This is a genomic window from Nocardioides sp., from assembly GCF_029937575.1.
Lineage (GTDB): Bacteria > Actinomycetota > Actinomycetes > Propionibacteriales > Nocardioidaceae > Nocardioides.
Window position 1 is genome coordinate 60,817 of the sequence record NZ_JAPYPS010000007.1, and the last position, 17,209, is coordinate 78,025.

At 70.6% G+C, this 17,209-nt stretch carries 17 protein-coding genes; 12 read left to right on the plus strand and 5 right to left on the minus strand.

Translation table 11 applies throughout. The annotated features are described in order from the left end of the window. The first annotated feature begins 39 nt into the window (after positions 1–39). Both Q1K33_RS04410 and Q1K33_RS04415 read left to right on the plus strand, forming a co-directional pair. On the plus strand, positions 40–1,248 hold the full coding sequence (locus Q1K33_RS04410) for an aminotransferase class V-fold PLP-dependent enzyme (RefSeq protein ID WP_300401063.1): 1,209 nt from the start codon (positions 40–42) through the stop codon (positions 1,246–1,248). After that, positions 1,241–2,494 carry an MFS transporter gene (locus Q1K33_RS04415; protein WP_300401065.1) on the plus strand — a complete coding sequence of 418 codons (1,254 nt, stop codon included), beginning with the start codon at positions 1,241–1,243 and terminating at the stop codon, positions 2,492–2,494. The genes Q1K33_RS04410 and Q1K33_RS04415 overlap by 8 nt, the downstream gene beginning before the upstream one ends. On the opposite strand, the gene Q1K33_RS04420 is transcribed toward Q1K33_RS04415, so the two are convergent. The 3 genes from Q1K33_RS04420 to Q1K33_RS04430 form a co-directional block, all read right to left on the minus strand. Then, complete coding sequence (locus Q1K33_RS04420; RefSeq protein ID WP_300401067.1) at positions 2,460–2,879, minus strand: PPOX class F420-dependent oxidoreductase; 420 nt, start codon at positions 2,877–2,879, stop codon at positions 2,460–2,462. The genes Q1K33_RS04415 and Q1K33_RS04420 overlap by 35 nt on opposite strands. A 188-nt stretch (positions 2,880–3,067) precedes the next feature. Further along, positions 3,068–3,709, minus strand: coding sequence for a Pr6Pr family membrane protein (locus Q1K33_RS04425; RefSeq protein WP_300401069.1), 642 nt, complete (start codon positions 3,707–3,709; stop codon positions 3,068–3,070). Beyond that, entirely contained in the window at positions 3,706–3,912 is a 207-nt protein-coding gene (locus Q1K33_RS04430) for a hypothetical protein (RefSeq protein WP_300401071.1), read from the minus strand. The genes Q1K33_RS04425 and Q1K33_RS04430 overlap by 4 nt, the downstream gene beginning before the upstream one ends. A gap of 236 nt (positions 3,913–4,148) precedes the next feature. Here Q1K33_RS04430 and Q1K33_RS04435 point away from each other — a divergent pair, with 236 nt between their 5' ends. The 5 genes from Q1K33_RS04435 (at position 4,149) to ilvC (ending at position 9,328) form a co-directional block, all read left to right on the plus strand. After that, positions 4,149–4,829 carry a VOC family protein gene (locus Q1K33_RS04435; RefSeq protein WP_300401073.1) on the plus strand — a complete coding sequence of 227 codons (681 nt, stop codon included), beginning with the start codon at positions 4,149–4,151 and terminating at the stop codon, positions 4,827–4,829. Between the two features lie 19 nt (positions 4,830–4,848). Then, complete coding sequence (locus Q1K33_RS04440; protein ID WP_300401075.1) at positions 4,849–5,706, plus strand: SDR family NAD(P)-dependent oxidoreductase; 858 nt, start codon at positions 4,849–4,851, stop codon at positions 5,704–5,706. Positions 5,707–5,920: 214 nt separating this feature from the next. Further along, a complete protein-coding gene (locus tag Q1K33_RS04445) occupies positions 5,921–7,663 on the plus strand; it encodes an acetolactate synthase large subunit (protein WP_300401077.1) in 1,743 nt (580 codons plus the stop codon). Next, positions 7,663–8,205 carry an acetolactate synthase small subunit gene (gene ilvN, locus Q1K33_RS04450; protein ID WP_300401079.1) on the plus strand — a complete coding sequence of 181 codons (543 nt, stop codon included), beginning with the start codon at positions 7,663–7,665 and terminating at the stop codon, positions 8,203–8,205. The genes Q1K33_RS04445 and ilvN overlap by 1 nt, the downstream gene beginning before the upstream one ends. A 91-nt stretch (positions 8,206–8,296) precedes the next feature. Continuing rightward, complete coding sequence (gene ilvC, locus Q1K33_RS04455) at positions 8,297–9,328, plus strand: ketol-acid reductoisomerase (RefSeq protein WP_300401081.1); 1,032 nt, start codon at positions 8,297–8,299, stop codon at positions 9,326–9,328. Between the two features lie 68 nt (positions 9,329–9,396). Here ilvC and Q1K33_RS04460 read toward each other — a convergent pair whose 3' ends face one another. Both Q1K33_RS04460 and Q1K33_RS04465 read right to left on the minus strand, forming a co-directional pair. Continuing rightward, positions 9,397–10,206: an ABC transporter permease subunit gene (locus Q1K33_RS04460; protein ID WP_300401082.1), complete on the minus strand. Its 810-nt coding sequence runs from the start codon at positions 10,204–10,206 to the stop codon at positions 9,397–9,399. After that, entirely contained in the window at positions 10,203–11,126 is a 924-nt protein-coding gene (locus tag Q1K33_RS04465; protein WP_300401084.1) for an ATP-binding cassette domain-containing protein, read from the minus strand. The genes Q1K33_RS04460 and Q1K33_RS04465 overlap by 4 nt, the downstream gene beginning before the upstream one ends. 138 nt (positions 11,127–11,264) lie before the next feature. Here Q1K33_RS04465 and Q1K33_RS04470 point away from each other — a divergent pair, with 138 nt between their 5' ends. The 5 genes from Q1K33_RS04470 (at position 11,265) to serA (ending at position 17,201) form a co-directional block, all read left to right on the plus strand. Continuing rightward, positions 11,265–11,966 (plus strand): DsbA family oxidoreductase, encoded by a 702-nt coding sequence (locus Q1K33_RS04470; protein WP_300401086.1) that lies wholly within the window; start codon positions 11,265–11,267, stop codon positions 11,964–11,966. 60 nt (positions 11,967–12,026) lie between these two features. Next, entirely contained in the window at positions 12,027–12,899 is an 873-nt protein-coding gene (gene efeU / locus Q1K33_RS04475; protein ID WP_300401088.1) for an iron uptake transporter permease EfeU, read from the plus strand. 32 nt (positions 12,900–12,931) lie between these two features. Continuing rightward, complete coding sequence (efeO, locus tag Q1K33_RS04480; protein ID WP_300401090.1) at positions 12,932–14,101, plus strand: iron uptake system protein EfeO; 1,170 nt, start codon at positions 12,932–12,934, stop codon at positions 14,099–14,101. 24 nt (positions 14,102–14,125) lie between these two features. Continuing rightward, a complete protein-coding gene (gene efeB, locus Q1K33_RS04485; RefSeq protein WP_300401092.1) occupies positions 14,126–15,382 on the plus strand; it encodes an iron uptake transporter deferrochelatase/peroxidase subunit in 1,257 nt (418 codons plus the stop codon). 172 nt (positions 15,383–15,554) lie between these two features. After that, positions 15,555–17,201: a phosphoglycerate dehydrogenase gene (gene serA, locus Q1K33_RS04490; protein ID WP_300401094.1), complete on the plus strand. Its 1,647-nt coding sequence runs from the start codon at positions 15,555–15,557 to the stop codon at positions 17,199–17,201. Positions 17,202–17,209: the final 8 nt, after the last annotated feature.

Here is a 17,209-nt window from a genome sequence, read left to right on the forward strand (position 1 = left end):
GTCGCGTTCTGCGTGCAGGCTCGCCCGTAGGCTCGGCTGGTGACTGTCTGCACCGCTGCTGATCTCGACCTCGCCGACCCGCTGGCGGCGCACCGTGACCTCTTCGTCGGCACCGAGACCCCGCTGGTCTACCTCGACGGCAACTCCCTGGGTCGGCCGCTGCGCACCACGCCCGAGCGCCTGCGCGCCTTCGTCGAGGAGGAGTGGGCCGGTCGGCTGATCCGCGGCTGGGACGAGCGCTGGATGGACCTGCCCGAGGTGCTCGGCGATGCGATCGGAGCCCAGATCCTCGGTGCCTCCACGGGTCAGACGATCGTGGGCGACTCCACGACCGTGCTGCTCTACAAGCTGATGCGAGCCGCGGTGGCGCTGCGCCCGGGTCGCACCGAGATCGTGATGGACCGCGACAACTTCCCCACGGACCGGTACGTCGCCGACGGCGTCGCCCGCGAGTGCGGGCTGACCCTGCGCTGGATCGACGTCGACACCGCCGCGGGGGTCACTGCCGAGCAGCTCGCCGCGGTCGTGGGGGAGCAGACCGCGCTCGTCTCGCTGAGCCACGTCGCCTACCGATCGGCGTGGATCGCCGACGCGGGCGCGCTGACCCGGATCGCCCACGACGCCGGGGCCCTGGTCCTGTGGGACCTGTCCCACTCGGCCGGCTCGGTGCCGATGGCGCTGGACGACTGGGACGTCGACCTCGCGGTCGGCTGCACCTACAAGTACCTCAACGGCGGTCCCGGCTCGCCGGCGTTCGCCTTCGTCGCGGAGCGACTGCTCGACGACGTCGTTCAGCCGATCCAGGGGTGGCTCGGGGCGGCGGACCCGTTCCTGATGGGACCGACGTACCACCCGGCCGACGGCATCCGGCGCATCCTGTCGGGCACCCCGCCCGTGGTCGGGATGCTCGCGCTGCAGGACATGCTCCAGCTCCTCTCGCGGGTCGGCATGGTCGCGGTGCGGGAGAAGTCGATCGGCCTGACGAGCTACGCCGTGGACCGGGCGGCCGAGCTGCTGCCCGAGGTGGCGCTGGCCTCACCCGCCGAGGCCTCGCTGCGCGGCGGGCACGTCACGTTCACGCACCCGTTGATGGGCGAGGTCACCGCGGCGCTGTGGGAGCGCGACGTGATCCCCGACTACCGCGACCCCCACGGCCTGCGCCTCGGGCTCTCGCCGCTGTCCACGTCGTACGACGAGGTCGAGCGGGGGCTGCAGGCGGTGCGAGAGGTGCTCGACTCCCTTGGCTGAGAAGTCCCGCGCCCGATCGGCCGAGGTCGCCAGGGTTCCGATCCCGGCCGAGATCAAGGTCCTCGTCGCCTCCGCCTTCGTGATCGCGATCGGCTTCGGCCTGGTCTCGCCGGTCCTGCCGGCCTATGCGCGCAGCTTCGACGTCGGCGTCGCCGCGGCGTCGTTCGTGGTCTCGATCTTCGCGATGTTCCGCCTCGCCTTCGCACCGGTCGGCGGCGCGCTGGTCAAGCGGCTGGGGGAGCGACCGGTCTACCTGACCGGCCTCACGCTCGTGGCCGCATCGTCGTTGGCCACGGCCTTCGCGCAGTCCTACTACCAGCTGCTGATCTTCCGGGGGCTCGGCGGGATCGGCTCGACGATGTTCACGATCTCGGCGATGGCGCTGCTCGTGCGGCTCGCGCCGCCCACGATCCGCGGACGCGTCTCCTCGGCGTACGCGTCCTCCTTCCTCATCGGCGGGATGGTCGGGCCGCTCGTGGGGGGCGCCCTGGCGGGCTTCGGCCTGCGGGTGCCGTTCGTCGCCTACGCCGTCGCGCTGATGGCGGCCGCCGCGGTGGTCGGGATCCGGCTGTCCGGGGCGCGGTTGCGTCCCACGGGGTCCGGGCCGCCGGCACCGCCGATGCTGCTGCGCGAGGCCCTGGCGATCCCCGCCTACCGCGCCGCACTCGGCTCGGCCTTCGCCAACGGGTGGTGCAACTTCGGCGTCCGGGTCGCCGTGATCCCGCAGTTCGCGCTCGTGGTCCGCGACGACACGTGGGTCGCCGGTGTCGCGCTCGCTCTCGCAGCCCTCGGTACGGCGGCCACCCTGCAGGTCGCGGGTCGACTCGCCGACACCCTCGGACGCCGGCCCCTGGTGATCGTGGGGCTGCTCGCCACGGGGCTCACGTTGGGGCTGATCGGCCTCAGCGGCAACCTCGTGGTGCTGCTGCTCCTCTCGGCGCTGTCCGGTCTGGGCGCCGGCCTGGTCAACCCAGGCAACCAGGCCACGGTGGCCGACGTCATCGGCGCCGAGCGCTCGGGCGGCACCGTGCTGAGCACCTTCCAGATGGCGCAGGACGCGGGGGCGATCCTCGGGCCGGTGCTGGTCGGCGTCGTCGCCGACCAGGTCGGCTTCGGGTGGGCCTTCGCCGTCACCGGCCTCGTCAGCCTGCTCGCCGTACTCCCGTGGTTGGTGGCCCAGGAGACGCTCCAGCGGGAGGCGCCTGGCGCGGCTAGTGCACCTGACCCACTGCCGACGTCGGAGTGAACCGCGCGACCAGTCGCTTCTCCTCGACCATCGCTGCGCGGTACTCGTCCCAGTCGTCGTGCGGCCGGCCGGCGACCTTCTCGTACAGCTCGCACAGGGCGTCGCTGGTGGCGTCGCCCGGCTCGGTCGTGATGGGAGACAGCTCGACGGTGCCGTCCAGCGACACGTAGGACCACGACGAGGGCTCGGTGAGGTGGAGCACGATGCGGGGGTCGCGTCGCATGTTGGCGGTCTTGGCCCGGTCGTCGGTCAGCGAGATCTCGAAGGTGTCGCCGTCGAGGGCGTAGACCACGTCCGAGGACTGCGGGCGTCCGTCCTTGCGGATCGTGATGATGACCGCGTGCTTGCGGCCGGCTGCCCACGCGGTGGCGTCGGAGAGGTCCATGACCCGACTCTGCCACTCCGACGGTCGCGCCGTTCACCGGCTGGCCGGTGAACGCCGCACTGGGACGATGTCCGGACATCGTCCAGGTGCACCGTTTGTCGGCCAGCCGGTGAACGGCGCGCCACGGCGACCCCTCACGGCGACCCCTCACGGCGCGCCACGGCGACCCCTCTCGGTCGCGACGGAGGTCAGTCTGCCCCGGGGCGGGGAGCGAGTCTGCGGTCGAGCCCGGCCGCGACAGCGAAGAGCACCAGGAAGAGCAGCGTCACCCCGACGCTCGCCACGACGACAGCCGCGGCGCCGTCCTCGCGGTGGTCGAGGAAGGGGTAGGGGTACCAGCCGGAGAGCGCGCCGACCGACAGGGTCACGCCGAGCCACGCGACGGGCCACGCCAGTGCCCAGCCCACCTCGCGATGGGTGATGCGGGGTCGTGGTCCGAAGGCGACCCAGCCGGCCAGCGCCAGGACCGGCACCACGATGTGGAGGAGCTTGTCGGCGGCCCAGTCGGCCCCGTCGAGGTCGAGCAACGGGCGCAGCAGGAGGAAGTGGACCAGCCCCGTGACCGTGATGCCGACGACGCCGGCGAGTCGCAGCACCCGCCAGGTGCGGGTGTCGCGGGTGGGATCGAGGGCGAGCGTGACGGACGCGATCGCGACCAGGACGTTGCTCTGCACGGTGAAGTAGGCGACGAAGCGGGCGAGCCGCAGGCCCAGCGCCGGCGGCTCGACCTCGTCGAGCACCTGGCCACCGCGGATCACCAGCACGAGCTGGAGGACCACGGCGACGATCGCGACCGTCGCGGTCAGCGCATGGAACCGTCTGGCCGTCATCGGCCGACCGGTCGTACGTCGACCTCGTGGGCGAGCGTGATCGCCTGACCGGAGACCGGGTTCATGTGCGCAGGACCACCGGGGATGACCGCGTCGATGGTGGCGCCGGCCAACGCTCGAGCCCGCCGCGGGCCCGTCGTCGCACGGCCCCGGCCGTGCGTCACCACGACGACGGGTGCTGTCCACTGCGCGTGCGGGCTCATCTTGGCGACCCGCTCGTCCGCGGTGTGCGGGTCGGTCTCCAGTCGACCACGAGAGCGCAGGGCACCTCGCAGATCCGGCGGGACGTGCGCACGCTACGTGTCATGGCCCGAGGATAGGGGTGTGGCGGCGCGGTGAGAGGTCGTGCCTGTCGGTGACCTGTGGCAGTGTCGACGTGATGGACCAACGGCTCGGAGATCGTCACCGATCCAGGACCGATCGGACGGAAGGTGTTGCCATGACCATCAGCGACGACGACAAGGTGATCCTCGACGGACCCGCGATCGAGGCCGAGGGACTGACCGACTGGCGGGTGCTGCTCGGGGTCCTGCACGGCCGCTTCGAGACCGGGGACTTCAACGCGGGAGTCACCCTGGTCCAGGCGATCGGCGCCGCGGCCGACGAGATGAACCACCACCCCGACGTCGACCTCACCTATCCCCGCGTGGACGTACGCCTCTCGAGTCACGACGTCGGCGGCGTCACCCGGCGCGACGTCGTGCTGGCGCGCGCGATCAGCGAGATGGCCGGCCGCCTGGGAGCGACGTCGGCGCCGGGCGGGACGTCGGCCCTCGAGCTCGCCCTCGACACCCACGACCCGGCCGAGATCGCGCCCTTCTGGGCCGCGGTGCTCGGCTACGACCTCGTCGAGCCCGACCATGGGACCGACCTGGTCGACCCGTTCGGGAGCGGCCCGACGATCTGGTTCCAGCGCTGCGAGGAGCACCCGGTCCCGCACCAGCGCTGGCACCTCGACCTCCGCGTCCCGCCGGAGGTGGTCGAGGAGCGGATCGCGGCGGCGATCGAGGCCGGCGGTTCGCTCGTCAGCGCCGCGGAGGCGCCGCGCTTCTGGGTCCTCGCCGACGCCCAGGGCAACCAGGTCTGCCTCACGACGTGGCAGGGCCGCACGCATGCGTAGTCGTCCGTAGGCTCGACACGTGAGCGAGGCGACGAGCAACGAGACGATGACGGGCCGCACGGTCCTGGTGACCGGCGCGAGCGACGGGATCGGGGCCGAGGCCGCGCGGACGCTGGCGAGCCGGGGCGCGACGGTGCACGTCACCGGTCGGTCGGCGGACAAGCTCCGGCCTGTGGCCGAGGCGGTCGGGACCGAGCCGCTCGTCGCCGACTTCTCGCGCCTCGACGACGTACGACGGCTCGCCGAGCAGGTAGGGGAGCGGGTCGAGCGCCTGGACGTGCTGCTCAACAACGCCGGGGGGACCTTCTCGCCGAAGCACGTCACGCACGACGGGCACGAGCCCAACTTCCAGGTCAACCACCTCGCGCCCTTCCTGCTGACCAACCTGCTGCGCCCCCAGCTCGCGGCGGCCGGCTCGTCGCTGGTCGTCAACACTTCCAGCATCGCCAACCTGATGGGCAAGGTCGTGCTCGACGACCTCGACTACGAGCGCCGTCGCGCGCTCGAGTTCCCGGCCTACGGGACCGGCAAGCTGATGAACATCGTCTTCACCCGCGGCATCTCCCAGCGGTGGTCCGACGACGGCATCGTCTCGGTCGCCGTGCACCCCGGCCCGGTCGGCAGCTCCTTCGGCCGGGACTCCTGGCTGGTCGGCCTGCTCTACCGCTCGCCGCTGAAGCGGTTGGCCACCATCAGCGTCCCCGACGGAGCCGCGCCGCTGGTCATGCTGGCCGAGCGCGGGCAGGACCCCGACCTCGACGGTCGCTACTTCAGCCGCTTCAACCCGAGAGGTCTCGAGCACAGGCAGGCACGTGACCAGCAGATCATCGACGGGTTGTGGGAGCGCTCGGCGGCACTCGTCGAGCTGACCACATGACGGGACTCGGATCCCACGATGTGGGATCGTGCCACACTCGGCTGTGGCTCCGGGGAGTCAAGGGCTACGCTGACTGACGTGTTCCAGGACCTTGTTGTACGCACGCGACGCGCCAGCTGACCAGTCAGCCAGCGCGTCACCCCTCGTTGCCTCACGGCCGGGGGGTTTTTTGTTGCCCGAGTCGCACCAGCACCGCACACGAAGGAAGTACGACATGAGCGAAGAGATGACAGGCGCCCAGAGCCTGATCAAGTCGCTGGAAGCAGCCGGGACGGAGACCATCTTCGGGATCCCCGGCGGCGCTATCCTTCCGGCCTACGACCCCCTCATGGACTCCTCGATCCGGCACATCCTCGTACGCCACGAGCAGGGCGCCGGCCACGCGGCTCAGGGCTACGCCTCGGCGACCGGCCGCGTCGGCGTCTGCATGGCGACCTCGGGTCCGGGCGCGACCAACCTGGTGACGCCGATCGCCGACGCGCACATGGACTCGGTGCCGATGGTGGCCGTGACCGGGCAGGTGGGTGCCTCGATGATCGGCACCGACGCCTTCCAGGAGGCCGACATCCGCGGCATCACGATGCCGATCACCAAGCACAACTTCCTCGTCACCGACCCCGCCGACATTCCGCGAACCGTGGCCGAGGCGTTCCACATCGCCTCGACCGGCCGCCCGGGTCCGGTGCTCGTGGACGTCGCCAAGTCGGCGCTGCAGGCCGACACGACCTTCGACTGGCCGACCGAGCTCCACCTGCCCGGCTACCGCCCCGTGACCCGCCCGCACGCCAAGCAGATCCGCGAGGCCACCCGGCTGATCCTCGAGTCGCGCCGCCCCGTGCTGTACGTCGGCGGCGGTGTCATCCGCGCGGCGGCGTCCAAGGAGCTGGCCGCCCTGGCCGCGCTGACCGGCATGCCGGTGGTCACCACCCTCATGGCGCGCGGGGCGTTCCCCGACAGCCATCCGCAGCACCTCGGCATGCCCGGCATGCACGGCACGGTCGCCGCCGTGGCGGGCCTGCAGCGCAGCGACCTGATCATCAGCCTCGGCGCCCGCTTCGACGACCGTGTGACCGGCAACCTGGACTCCTTCGCGCCCGGCGCCAAGGTGATCCACGCCGACATCGACCCGGCCGAGATCGGCAAGAACCGCCACGCCGACGTGCCGATCGTGGGCGATGTCCGCGAGGTGCTCGTCGACCTGGTGAAGACGCTGCAGACGGAGTCGGACGCCGGGCACACCGGTGACTTCGAGGCCTGGGTCGAGTTCTTGTCCGGCGTGAAGGCGACGTACCCCCTCGGCTACGACAAGCCCGCCGACGGCGCGCTGTCGCCGCAGTACGTCATCGAGCGTCTCGGCTCGATCTCCGGGCCCGACACGATCTACACCGCCGGGGTCGGGCAGCACCAGATGTGGGCGGCCCACTACGTCGGCTACGAGAAGCCGCGCACGTGGATCAACTCCGGCGGCCTCGGCACGATGGGCTTCGCCGTGCCCGGCGCGATGGGCGCCAAGGTCGGCTGCCCCGACCAGACGGTGTGGGCGATCGACGGCGACGGCTGCTTCCAGATGACCAACCAGGAGCTGGCCACCTGCGCGATCAACGACATCCCGATCAAGGTCGCGGTGATCAACAACGAGTCGCTCGGCATGGTGCGCCAGTGGCAGACGCTCTTCTACAACGAGCGCTACTCCAACACCGACCTGCACAGCAAGCGGATCCCCGACTTCGTCAAGCTCGCAGAGGCCTACGGCTGCGTGGGTCTGGCCTGCGAGAGGCCCGAGGACGTCGATGCCACGATCGAGAAGGCGATGGGCATCAACGACGTCCCCGTCGTCGTGGACTTCCGGGTCCACCGCGACGCGATGGTGTGGCCGATGGTCGCCGCCGGCACGAGCAACGACGAGATCAAGTACGCGCGCGACCTCGCGCCCCAGTTCGACGAGGATGACCTCTGATGTCCAAGCACACTCTCTCGGTCCTGGTGGAGGACAAGCCCGGCGTCCTGGCCCGGATCGCGGCGCTGTTCAGCCGTCGCGCCTTCAACATCGAGTCCCTGGCCGTCGGGCCGACCGAGCACCCCGACGTGTCCCGGATGACCATCGTGGTCGACGTCGAGGGCACCCCGCTGGAACAGGTCACCAAGCAGCTCAACAAGCTCGTCGAGGTGATCAAGATCGTGGAGCTCGACCCGACGATGTCGGTCAACCGCGAGCTGGTCATGGTCAAGGTCGCGGCCACCGTGGAGACCCGCAGCCAGGTGCTGGACGCCGTCCAGCTCTTCCGGGCGAAGGTCATCGACGTCGCCCCGGACGCGGTCACCATCCAGATCACCGGCAACTCCGGCAAGATCGCCGACTTCCTGGCCGTGCTCGCGCCCTTCGGGATCCGCGAGCTCGTCCAGTCGGGCCAGGTCGCCATCGGCCGCGGCTCCCGCTCCATCTCCGAGCGCAGCCTGCGCCCGGTCACCGTCCCGGTCCCGCCTGCCAACGTCGGTTGAGGTGCCAGGCGCGCCAACGCCGAGCCCCGAGACCGTCTCGGTCGGACCACCACCAACCTGCACCACCACCAACACACAAGGAGCGCCACCAGTGGCTGAGATGTTCTACGACGACGACGCCGATCTTTCGCTGATCCAGGGCAAGAACGTGGCCGTCATCGGCTACGGCAGCCAGGGTCACGCGCATGCCCTGTCGCTGCGCGACTCGGGCGTCGACGTCCGCATCGGCCTGCAGCCCGGCTCGAAGAGCCGCGCCAAGGCCGAGGCCGAGGGCCTGCGCGTCCTCACGCCGGCCGAGGCCGCCGAGGAGGCCGACGTCATCGTCATCCTCGCCCCCGACCAGCACCAGCGGAAGGTCTACGCCGAGGAGATCGCTCCGGCGCTGGCGGAGGGCGACACCCTCGTCTTCGGTCACGGGTTCAACATCCGCTTCGGCTTCATCACCCCGCCCGAGGGCGTCGACGTCTTCATGGTCGCCCCCAAGGGCCCCGGTCACCTCGTGCGCCGCGAGTACGTCGACGGGCGCGGCGTCCCCGTGCTCGTCGCGGTCGAGAAGGACGCATCCGGCACCGCCTGGCAGCTCGCGCTCTCGTACGCCAAGGGCATCGGCGGACTGCGCGCCGGTGGCATCAAGACGACCTTCACCGAGGAGACCGAGACCGACCTGTTCGGCGAGCAGGCCGTGCTGTGCGGCGGCGCCTCGCAGCTGGTCATGTACGGCTTCGAGGTGCTGACCGAGGCCGGCTACCAGCCCGAGGTCGCCTACTTCGAGTGCCTGCACGAGCTCAAGCTGATCGTCGACCTCATGTACGAGGGCGGCATCGCCAAGCAGCGCTGGTCGGTCTCCGACACCGCCGAGTTCGGTGACTACGTCTCCGGGCCGCGCGTGATCACGCCCGAGGTGAAGAAGAACATGGAGGGTGTCCTCGAGGACATCAAGAACGGCAAGTTCGCCGAGCGCTTCATCGGCGACATGGACAACGGCTCGCCCGAGTTCACCGAGTTCCGCAAGCAGGGCGAGGCCCACCCGATCGAGACCACCGGTCGCGAGCTGCGCAAGCTGATGGCCTGGGTCAAGAGCCACGACTCCGACTACGTCGAGGGCACCTCCGCCCGCTCCTGATCGACAACGGCACCCAGCACGCCGCCCCGTCAGAGACTGTCTGACGGGGCGGCGTGCTGTCGTGGGGACTACTTGACCTCGGAGCGCAGCACCAGCCGCAGTCCGACCGCGAGAGGCAGCACCAGCCAGACGAGGCCGGAGACCCCCAGGTTGGCCCACTGCTCGGCGCTGGGGACCTGGTCGAAGAGCTGCCCCTGGGCGTAGTTGAAGTCGACCCACGGCTGCAGGTCGGCGAACCACTCCTGGGTGCTGGCCAGCAGCATCGTCAGCGAGCTCAGCACGAACTGGTAGACGAAGTAGGCCACGATCGCGGCCGGCGAGTTGCGCACGAGCAGGCCGAGCATGAAGCCGATGAACATGTTGAGCACGGTGGCGAGGGTGATCATGGTGAACTGGAGCGCGCTCAGGTTCCACACGGTGTCGACGCCGGCGATCGAGGACCCGACCACGTTGCCGAGCGCCCCGATGGCGGCGACCATCACCATGGCCACGACTCCGATGCCCAGCGTGCACGCCGCCTTCGCGGCGATCACCCGACCACGGTTCGGGACGAAGGTGAAGGTGGTCAGCCCGGTGCGCTGACTCCACTCGCTGGTGATCGAGAGCATCGCGATGACCGGGAGGATCACGGTCATCGGGATGCCGATCGCAGCCGCGAAGGTGTCATAGGTCAGTGCGTCGTCGCCGCCCCAGAGGATCACGGCCCCGGTCGCCAACGTGGCCAGGATGCCGACCGAGGCGAGCAGCCAGAAGCCGGAGCGGGTGTCGAACATCTTGCGCAGCTCGACCGAGACGAGCCGCGAGAACGGGATCGGGTCGTAGGTGCGTGGGGCGGTGGTCTCGGCGGTGGCCGAGGGCTGGGTGAGGGTGGCACTCATGCTGCTGCTCCGTTCGGGAGGGGGGTCGGGGTGGGCTGCTCGCGCTGGGTGTCGGCGGTGAGCTCGAGGAACATGTCCTCGAGCCCGGCTCCGTCGGCTCCGCGCAGCTCGGTCAGCGGTACGCCGGCGTCGAGGGCGAGTCGGCCGACGAGCTCGGCCTCGGCCTCGACGCGCAGGCCGCCGTCGACGTGGGTGAACTCGATGGCTGAGTCGACGAGCGCCCGGGCCAGCGGCCGGACGTCCGCCGTACGCACCAGGGTGCCGGCGCCCGCGAGCAGGTCGGCCTTGGTCCCGTCGGCCACGATCCGACCGTTTCCGATCACGACGAGGTCGTCGGCGACGACCTCGATCTCGTGGAGCAGGTGGGAGGAGAGCAGGACGGTCCCGCCGCGGTTGGCGTAGTCGCGCAGCAGGTCGCGCATCCATCGGATGCCGGCGGGGTCCAAGCCGTTGGCGGGCTCGTCGAGGATCAGGACCTCGGGGTCGCCGATCAGGGCGACGGCGAGCCCGAGGCGCTGGCGCATGCCGAGGGAGTAGTTGCGCACCCGGCGACGGGACTCCTCCTCCGACAGGCTGACCTTGGCCAGCATCGCGTCCACCCGGTCGGCGGGCAGCCCGAGGGTGCGCTGGGCGATCGTGAGGATCTCACGGCCGCTGCGGCCGGCGTGCTGGGCGGAGGCGTCGAGGAGCACGCCGACCTGGCGGGCGGGGTTGGGCAGCTCTGAGAAGCTCTTGCCGCACACGGTGGCCGATCCGGAGCCGGGGGCGGTGAGGCCGACGAGGATCCGCATGGTCGTGGACTTGCCGGCGCCGTTGGGGCCGAGGAAGCCAGTGACCCGCCCGGGCCGGGCGGTGAAGGAGACGTCGTCGACGGCGGTGAAGGAGCCGTAGGTCCTGGTCAGGTGGTCGATGGTGATCATGGCTCCACCCTCGCCCGACGGCGGCCGCCGCCACATCGGGGAGAGTGCTGAGTCGGACCCTGGTCCACCACCCCCGGCGACCCTGAGACCGGCTCAGGGTCGGGGAACAGAACGAGCACCGTCGGCGCTGGACCCGGTATGCGCATCGAGATCTGGTCCGACGTCGTCTGCCCCTGGTGCTACATCGGCAAGCGCCGACTCGAGGAGGCGCTGGCGACCTTCCCGCACCGCGACGAGGTCGAGATCGTGTGGCGCTCCTTCGAGCTCGACCCGACCGCGCCCCAGGTCGCCACGGAGAGCATCGCCTCCGCCCTGGGTCGCAAGTATGGCGGGGGAGAGGCTGCCGGGCGCCAGATGGTCGAGCAGATGCAGGGTGTTGCCCAGGAGGTCGGCCTCGACTTCTCCGGCTACCCCGAGGCCAAGCGGGTCAGCACGGTCGACGCCCACCGCGTGCTCCACGCCGCCGGCGAGCTCCGCGGCGACCTCAAGGAGGCGCTGCTGCGCGCCTACTTCGTCGAGGTCCGCAACGTCGCCGACCACGACGAGCTGGTCGCGATCGCCACGAGCGTCGGCCTCGCCGAGGACGACGTACGTCGTGTCCTCGGCTCGGACGAGCACCGCGCCGACGTGGAGGCCGACGTCGAGGCGGCCCGCGACCTCGGGGCCGGGGGAGTGCCGTTCTTCGTCATCGACCGTCGCTTCGGCATCAGCGGCGCCCAGCCGGTCGAGGTCTTCACCCAGGCCCTCGAGCAGGCCCACGCTGCGGCGAGCCCGCTCATCACCGTGGGCGCCGCCGACTCCGGCGAGGGCGCGGTCTGCGGGCCGGACGGCTGCTCCTGAGGCGAGCCACGCCTAAGATTGGTTAGCCAGACCTAACTTGCTGGGGTAGTCTCACCGCTCGTGCTCGCGAACTATCTGATCGGCCTCCGAGAGGGCCTCGAGGCCGCCCTGGTGGTGAGCATCCTGGTGGCCTACCTGGTCAAGTCCGACCGGCGCCACTTCCTGCGTTTCATCTGGACCGGTGTCGCGATCGCGGTCGCAGTGAGTCTCGGCTTCGGTGCCGCACTCACCTACGGTCCGCGCGGCCTCACCTTCGAGGCACAGGAGCTCATCGGAGGGTCGCTGTCGATCGTCGCGGTCGGCTTCGTGACCTGGATGATCTTCTGGATGGCCCGCGCCGCCCGCTCGATGGGCGGCGAGCTGCGCGGTCGGGTCGATGACGCAGCAGCGAGCAGCCCCTGGTCCCTGGTCGTCGTCGCGGTCCTCGCCGTCGGCCGCGAGGGCCTCGAGACCGCGTTGTTCCTGTGGTCGGCGACCCAGGCAGCCACCCGCGACGCGGCCGGCATCGCCCCGCCGACCTGGGAGCCGTTGCTCGGGGCCGCGCTCGGCATCGCCACGGCCGTGGTGCTGGGCTACCTCATCTACCGTGGCGCGATCTCGCTCAACCTGTCGGTCTTTTTCACCTGGACCGGCGGCTTCCTGATCATCGTCGCCGGGGGCGTGCTCGCCTACGGCATCCACGACCTGCAGGAGGCCGGCTTCCTGCCGGGGCTCTACACCTACGCCTTCGACGTCTCCGGGACCATCGACGTCAACGCCTGGTACGGCGCACTGCTCAAGGGCGTCTTCAACTTCTCGCCGGCCACGACCGTGCTCGAGGCGATCGCGTGGGTGGGCTACGTCGTGCCCGCCATGACCCTCTTCCTTCTCGGGGTACGCCGCCGGTCCTCGCCGGCGCCTACCAGCACCCCCGCCACGCCCGTGTCGTCCTGACCACGGCTCCATCCAGCAAAGGAATCTTCTTGATGCGCACCACCCTGCTTGCCGCAGCCCTGCTGACGGTGCCGGTCCTGGCCGCCTGCACGAGCAACACGACCACCGAGGACGGCGGCTCGGCCGACGCCGCCCGCGACTTCACGGTCAACTCCTCCGACGACGCCTGCGAGGTCTCGGCCGGTGAGGCTCCGGCCGGCACGCTCTCCTTCGACGTCACCAACACCGGCTCGCAGGTCACCGAGTTCTACCTGTTGGCCGACGACGGGCTGCGCATCGTCGGCGAGGTCGAGAACATCGGCCCCAACGTCAACCGTAAGCTGACGGTCAACGCACCGGCCGGCGAGTACTTCACCGCGTGCAAGCCCGGCATGGTCGGGGAGGGGTTGCGCTCCGGCTTCACCGTGACCGAGTCCGACGACGCGCCCGAGCTGACCGCCAGCGACCAGGAGCTGGTCGACCAGGCACTGACCAACTACGCGGGCTACGTCAAGGACCAGACGGCCCAGCTCCTGGCCAAGACCCAGGAGTTCGTGGAGCTCTACAAGGCCGGCGACTCCGACGACGAGGCCCGCGCGCTCTACCCCGACGCCCGCACGCACTGGGAGCGCACGGAGACGGTCGCCGAGTCGTTCGGTGACCTCGACCCCGAGATGGACCTGCGCGAGGCCGACCTCGAGCCGGGCCAGGAGTGGACCGGCTGGCACAAGATCGAGAAGGACCTGTGGCCCGCCGAGGCGCAGAAGTACCGGGCCCTGACTCCCGAGGAGCGTGCCTTCTTCGCCGACGACCTGCTGGCCAACACCGAGGAGCTCAACTCCCGCGTGCAGGACCTCGAGTACACGATCGACGACATCGCCAACGGCTCGCGCGGCCTGCTCGAGGAGGTCGCTGTCGGCAAGGTCACCGGCGAGGAGGAGTTCTGGTCGCACACCGACCTCTGGGACTTCCAGGCCAACGTCGACGGTGCCCGAGTAGCGTTCGAGGGTGTGAAGCCGATCGTGGAGCAGAACGACCCCGACCTCGCAGACACGCTCACCGAGCGGTTCGACGAGCTGCAGGTCCTCCTCGACGCCCAGCGCGACGGTGACGGCTTCGTGCTGTACACCGACCTGAGCCAGGACGAGATCAAGGCGTTCTCCGACTCCGTCAACGCTCTCTCCGAGCCGCTGTCGATGCTGACCGCGGCGGTCGTGGCCTGATCGTCGGCAGATGAGCACCTCGTCATGACACCTCGCGTCTCGCGTCGCGGACTCCTCGGCGGCGGCCTCGCCGCCGCCGGGGCGGCGGGCGCGTTCACCGTCGGTCGGCTGACCGACGAGGCAGCCGCGCAGGTGGCGCTCGACCGGTCCTACGACTTCCGCGGCGCGCACCAGGCCGGGATCCTGACGCCCGCTCAGGACCGGCTCCACTTCGCTGCCTTCGACGTCACCACCGACGACCGCGACGAGCTCGTCTCGTTGCTGCAGGACTGGACCGCGGCCGCCGAGCGGATGACCGCGGGTGGGTCGGCCGGCGAGGTCGGTCCGGTCGAGGGCAACCCGGCGCTGCCCCCCGACGACACGGGGGAGGCCATCGGGCTCCCCGCCTCGGGGCTGACCATCACGTTCGGCTTCGGTCCCGGACTCTTCACCGACGCCGACGGCGACGACCGTTTCGGCCTCGCCGATCGTCAGCCTCAGGCGCTGCAGCGGCTTCCGCACTTCCCGGCCGACCAGCTGGTGCCGGAGCAGTCCTTCGGGGACCTGTGCATCCAGGCCTGCGCCGACGATCCCCAGGTCGCCGTCCACGCGATCCGCAACCTCGCCAGGATCGGGTTCGGGCGCGCCGCCGTGCGCTGGTCCCAGCTCGGCTTCGGCCGCACATCGTCCACGTCGACGTCCCAGGACACCCCGCGCAACCTGTTCGGCTTCAAGGACGGCACCGCCAACCTGAAGGCGGAGGAGAACGGCGCCGCCGACCAGCACGTCTGGGTGTCGGCCGAGGACGACCCCCAGGCGGCTTGGCTGGCCGGCGGTTCCTACCTCGTGTCGCGACGGATGAACATGACGATCGAGGTCTGGGACCGCCAACCGCTCGTCGACCAGGAGCAGTTCGTCGGTCGCACCAAGGGCGAGGGTGCTCCCTTGACGGGCGGGGGCGAGTTCGACGAGCCCGACTTCGAGGCCGTCACCGGCACGTCTCCGACGATGGCCGTCGACTCGCACGTGCGCATCGTCCACCCCGACTTCCACGACGGCGCCCGGATGCTGCGCCGTGGCTACAACTTCGTCGACGGGACCGACGCCCTCGGCGGTCTCAACGCCGGGCTCTTCTTCATCGCCTACGTGCGCGATCCCCGCACGCACTTCATCCCCATCCAGAACGCGATGGCCAAGAACGACGCGCTGATGGAGTACCTCAAGGTCACCGGGTCGGCCCTCTTCGCGGTGCCGGCGGGTGTCGCCCCGGGGGAGTACGTCGGCCAGGCGCTCTTCGCCTGAGCCGACTCGGGACCGACGGCGGCGGTGCCGCAGGCCGTATGGACGAGTCCGGCCGTCGGCCCGTCGCTGGACCACCGACGTCCGGGTTGCCGGTCTCGGATACCGTGACGACCCGCACAGTGTCGTGCGTACGTGCCCCGTTCGCGCCCTCTTCGACTCCCGAGGAACCGCTGTGACTTCTGCTCCCGGATCGGCTGCGCCCACGATCGCGGTGGACCCCGCGCCCCCAGCCACGCGCCGCGCCGTCGTCCTGATCGCCGAAGAGCTCAGCCCCGCCACCGTGGAGGCGCTCGGACCGGACTTCGAGATTCGGCACTGCGACGGTGCTGATCGCGAGGCCTTCCTGGCTGCGGTGGCCGAGGTCGACGCGCTCCTGGTGCGCTCGGCGACCAAGGTCGACGCCGAGGCGTTGGGCGTCGCGAAGCGGTTGCGCGTGGTCGCTCGGGCCGGCGTGGGCCTGGACAACGTCGACGTCCGCACGGCGACGATGTCCGGCGTGATGGTCGTCAACGCGCCGACGTCCAACATCGTCTCGGCCGCCGAGCTCGCGGTGGCGCTGATGCTGGCCGCGGCCCGCCACCTCTCACCCGCCCACGCGGCGCTGCGCGAGGGCCAGTGGATGCGGACGCGCTACACCGGCATCGAGCTGTACGAGAAGACCGTGGGCATCGTCGGTCTCGGCCGGATCGGGGTCCTGGTCGCCCAGCGGCTCGCGGCCTTCGGGATGAACGTCATCGCCTACGACCCCTACGTCCAGGCCGGCAAGGCTGCGCAGGCCGGCGTCCGGCTCGTCGACCTCGACACCTTGCTCGCGGAGTGCGACTTCATGTCGGTGCACCTGCCCAAGACCCCCGAGACGCTGGGGCTGATCGGTGCCGACCAGCTCGCCGCGGTCAAGCCCGGCCTCGTGCTCGTCAACGCGGCCCGCGGGGGCATCGTCGACGAGGCGGCGTTGTACGACGCCCTGGTAGCGGGCACCGTCGCCGCTGCGGGTCTCGACGTCTTCGCCAGCGAGCCCTGCACCGACAGTCCGCTCCTGACGCTCGAGAACGTCGTCGCGACGCCACACCTCGGTGCCTCGACCGAGGAGGCCCAGGAGAAGGCAGGCATCGCGGTCGCCAAGTCGGTGCGGCTCGCGTTGTCCGGCGAGCTGGTGCCGGACGCGGTCAACGTGCAGGGCGGGGTGATCGCCGAGGAGGTCCGCCCGGGTATCCCGCTGACCGAGAAGCTCGGCCGGATCTTCACCGGCGTCGCCGGCGAGGTGGCCCAGCAGATCGACGTCGAGGTCCGGGGCGAGATCACTGCCTTCGACGTCAAGGTGCTCGAGCTCGCTGCGCTCAAGGGGGTCTTCACCGACGTGATCGAGGACGCGGTCTCCTACGTCAACGCTCCGTTGCTGGCAGCCGAGCGCGGCACCGCCGTACGGCTCGTGGCGGAGACCGAGAGCCCCGACCACCGCAACCTGATCACCCTGCGCGGCACCCTGCCCGACGGGTCGCAGGTGTCGGTCAGCGGCACCCTGGTCGGCATCAACCAGCGTGAGCGGCTGGTCGAGGTCAACGGCTACGACATCGACCTGGAGCCGACCGACCACCTGGCCTTCTTCACCTACGACGACCGTCCCGGCATGGTCGGCACGATCGGGCAGGTCCTGGGCAGCGCCGGAGTGAACATCGCCGGGATGCAGGTCTCGCGCAACGCCAAGGGCGGCGAGGCCCTGGTGGCGGTCTCGGTCGACTCGGTCATCTCGCCCGAGGTGCTGGCCGAGATCGAGTCGGCGATGAGCGCGCACTCGGCGCGTGCTGTCGACCTCGTCTGAGGGACCGA

Excerpts from the sequence above, each read along its gene's own strand:
- Q1K33_RS04460 (WP_300401082.1), bottom strand. The coding sequence starts at position 10,206 with ATGAGTGCCACCCTCACCCAGCCCTCGGCCACCGCCGAGACCACCGCC.
- Q1K33_RS04430 (WP_300401071.1), bottom strand. The coding sequence starts at position 3,912 with ATGAGCCCGCACGCGCAGTGGACAGCACCCGTCGTCGTGGTGACGCAC.
- Q1K33_RS04465 (WP_300401084.1), bottom strand. The coding sequence starts at position 11,126 with ATGATCACCATCGACCACCTGACCAGGACCTACGGCTCCTTCACCGCC.
- ilvN (WP_300401079.1), top strand. The coding sequence starts at position 7,663 with ATGTCCAAGCACACTCTCTCGGTCCTGGTGGAGGACAAGCCCGGCGTC.
- Q1K33_RS04470 (WP_300401086.1), top strand. The coding sequence starts at position 11,265 with ATGCGCATCGAGATCTGGTCCGACGTCGTCTGCCCCTGGTGCTACATC.
- Q1K33_RS04435 (WP_300401073.1), top strand. The coding sequence starts at position 4,149 with ATGACCATCAGCGACGACGACAAGGTGATCCTCGACGGACCCGCGATC.
- Q1K33_RS04445 (WP_300401077.1), top strand. The coding sequence starts at position 5,921 with ATGAGCGAAGAGATGACAGGCGCCCAGAGCCTGATCAAGTCGCTGGAA.
- Q1K33_RS04425 (WP_300401069.1), bottom strand. The coding sequence starts at position 3,709 with ATGACGGCCAGACGGTTCCATGCGCTGACCGCGACGGTCGCGATCGTC.
- efeB (WP_300401092.1), top strand. The coding sequence starts at position 14,126 with ATGACACCTCGCGTCTCGCGTCGCGGACTCCTCGGCGGCGGCCTCGCC.
- Q1K33_RS04420 (WP_300401067.1), bottom strand. The coding sequence starts at position 2,879 with ATGGACCTCTCCGACGCCACCGCGTGGGCAGCCGGCCGCAAGCACGCG.
- efeO (WP_300401090.1), top strand. The coding sequence starts at position 12,932 with ATGCGCACCACCCTGCTTGCCGCAGCCCTGCTGACGGTGCCGGTCCTG.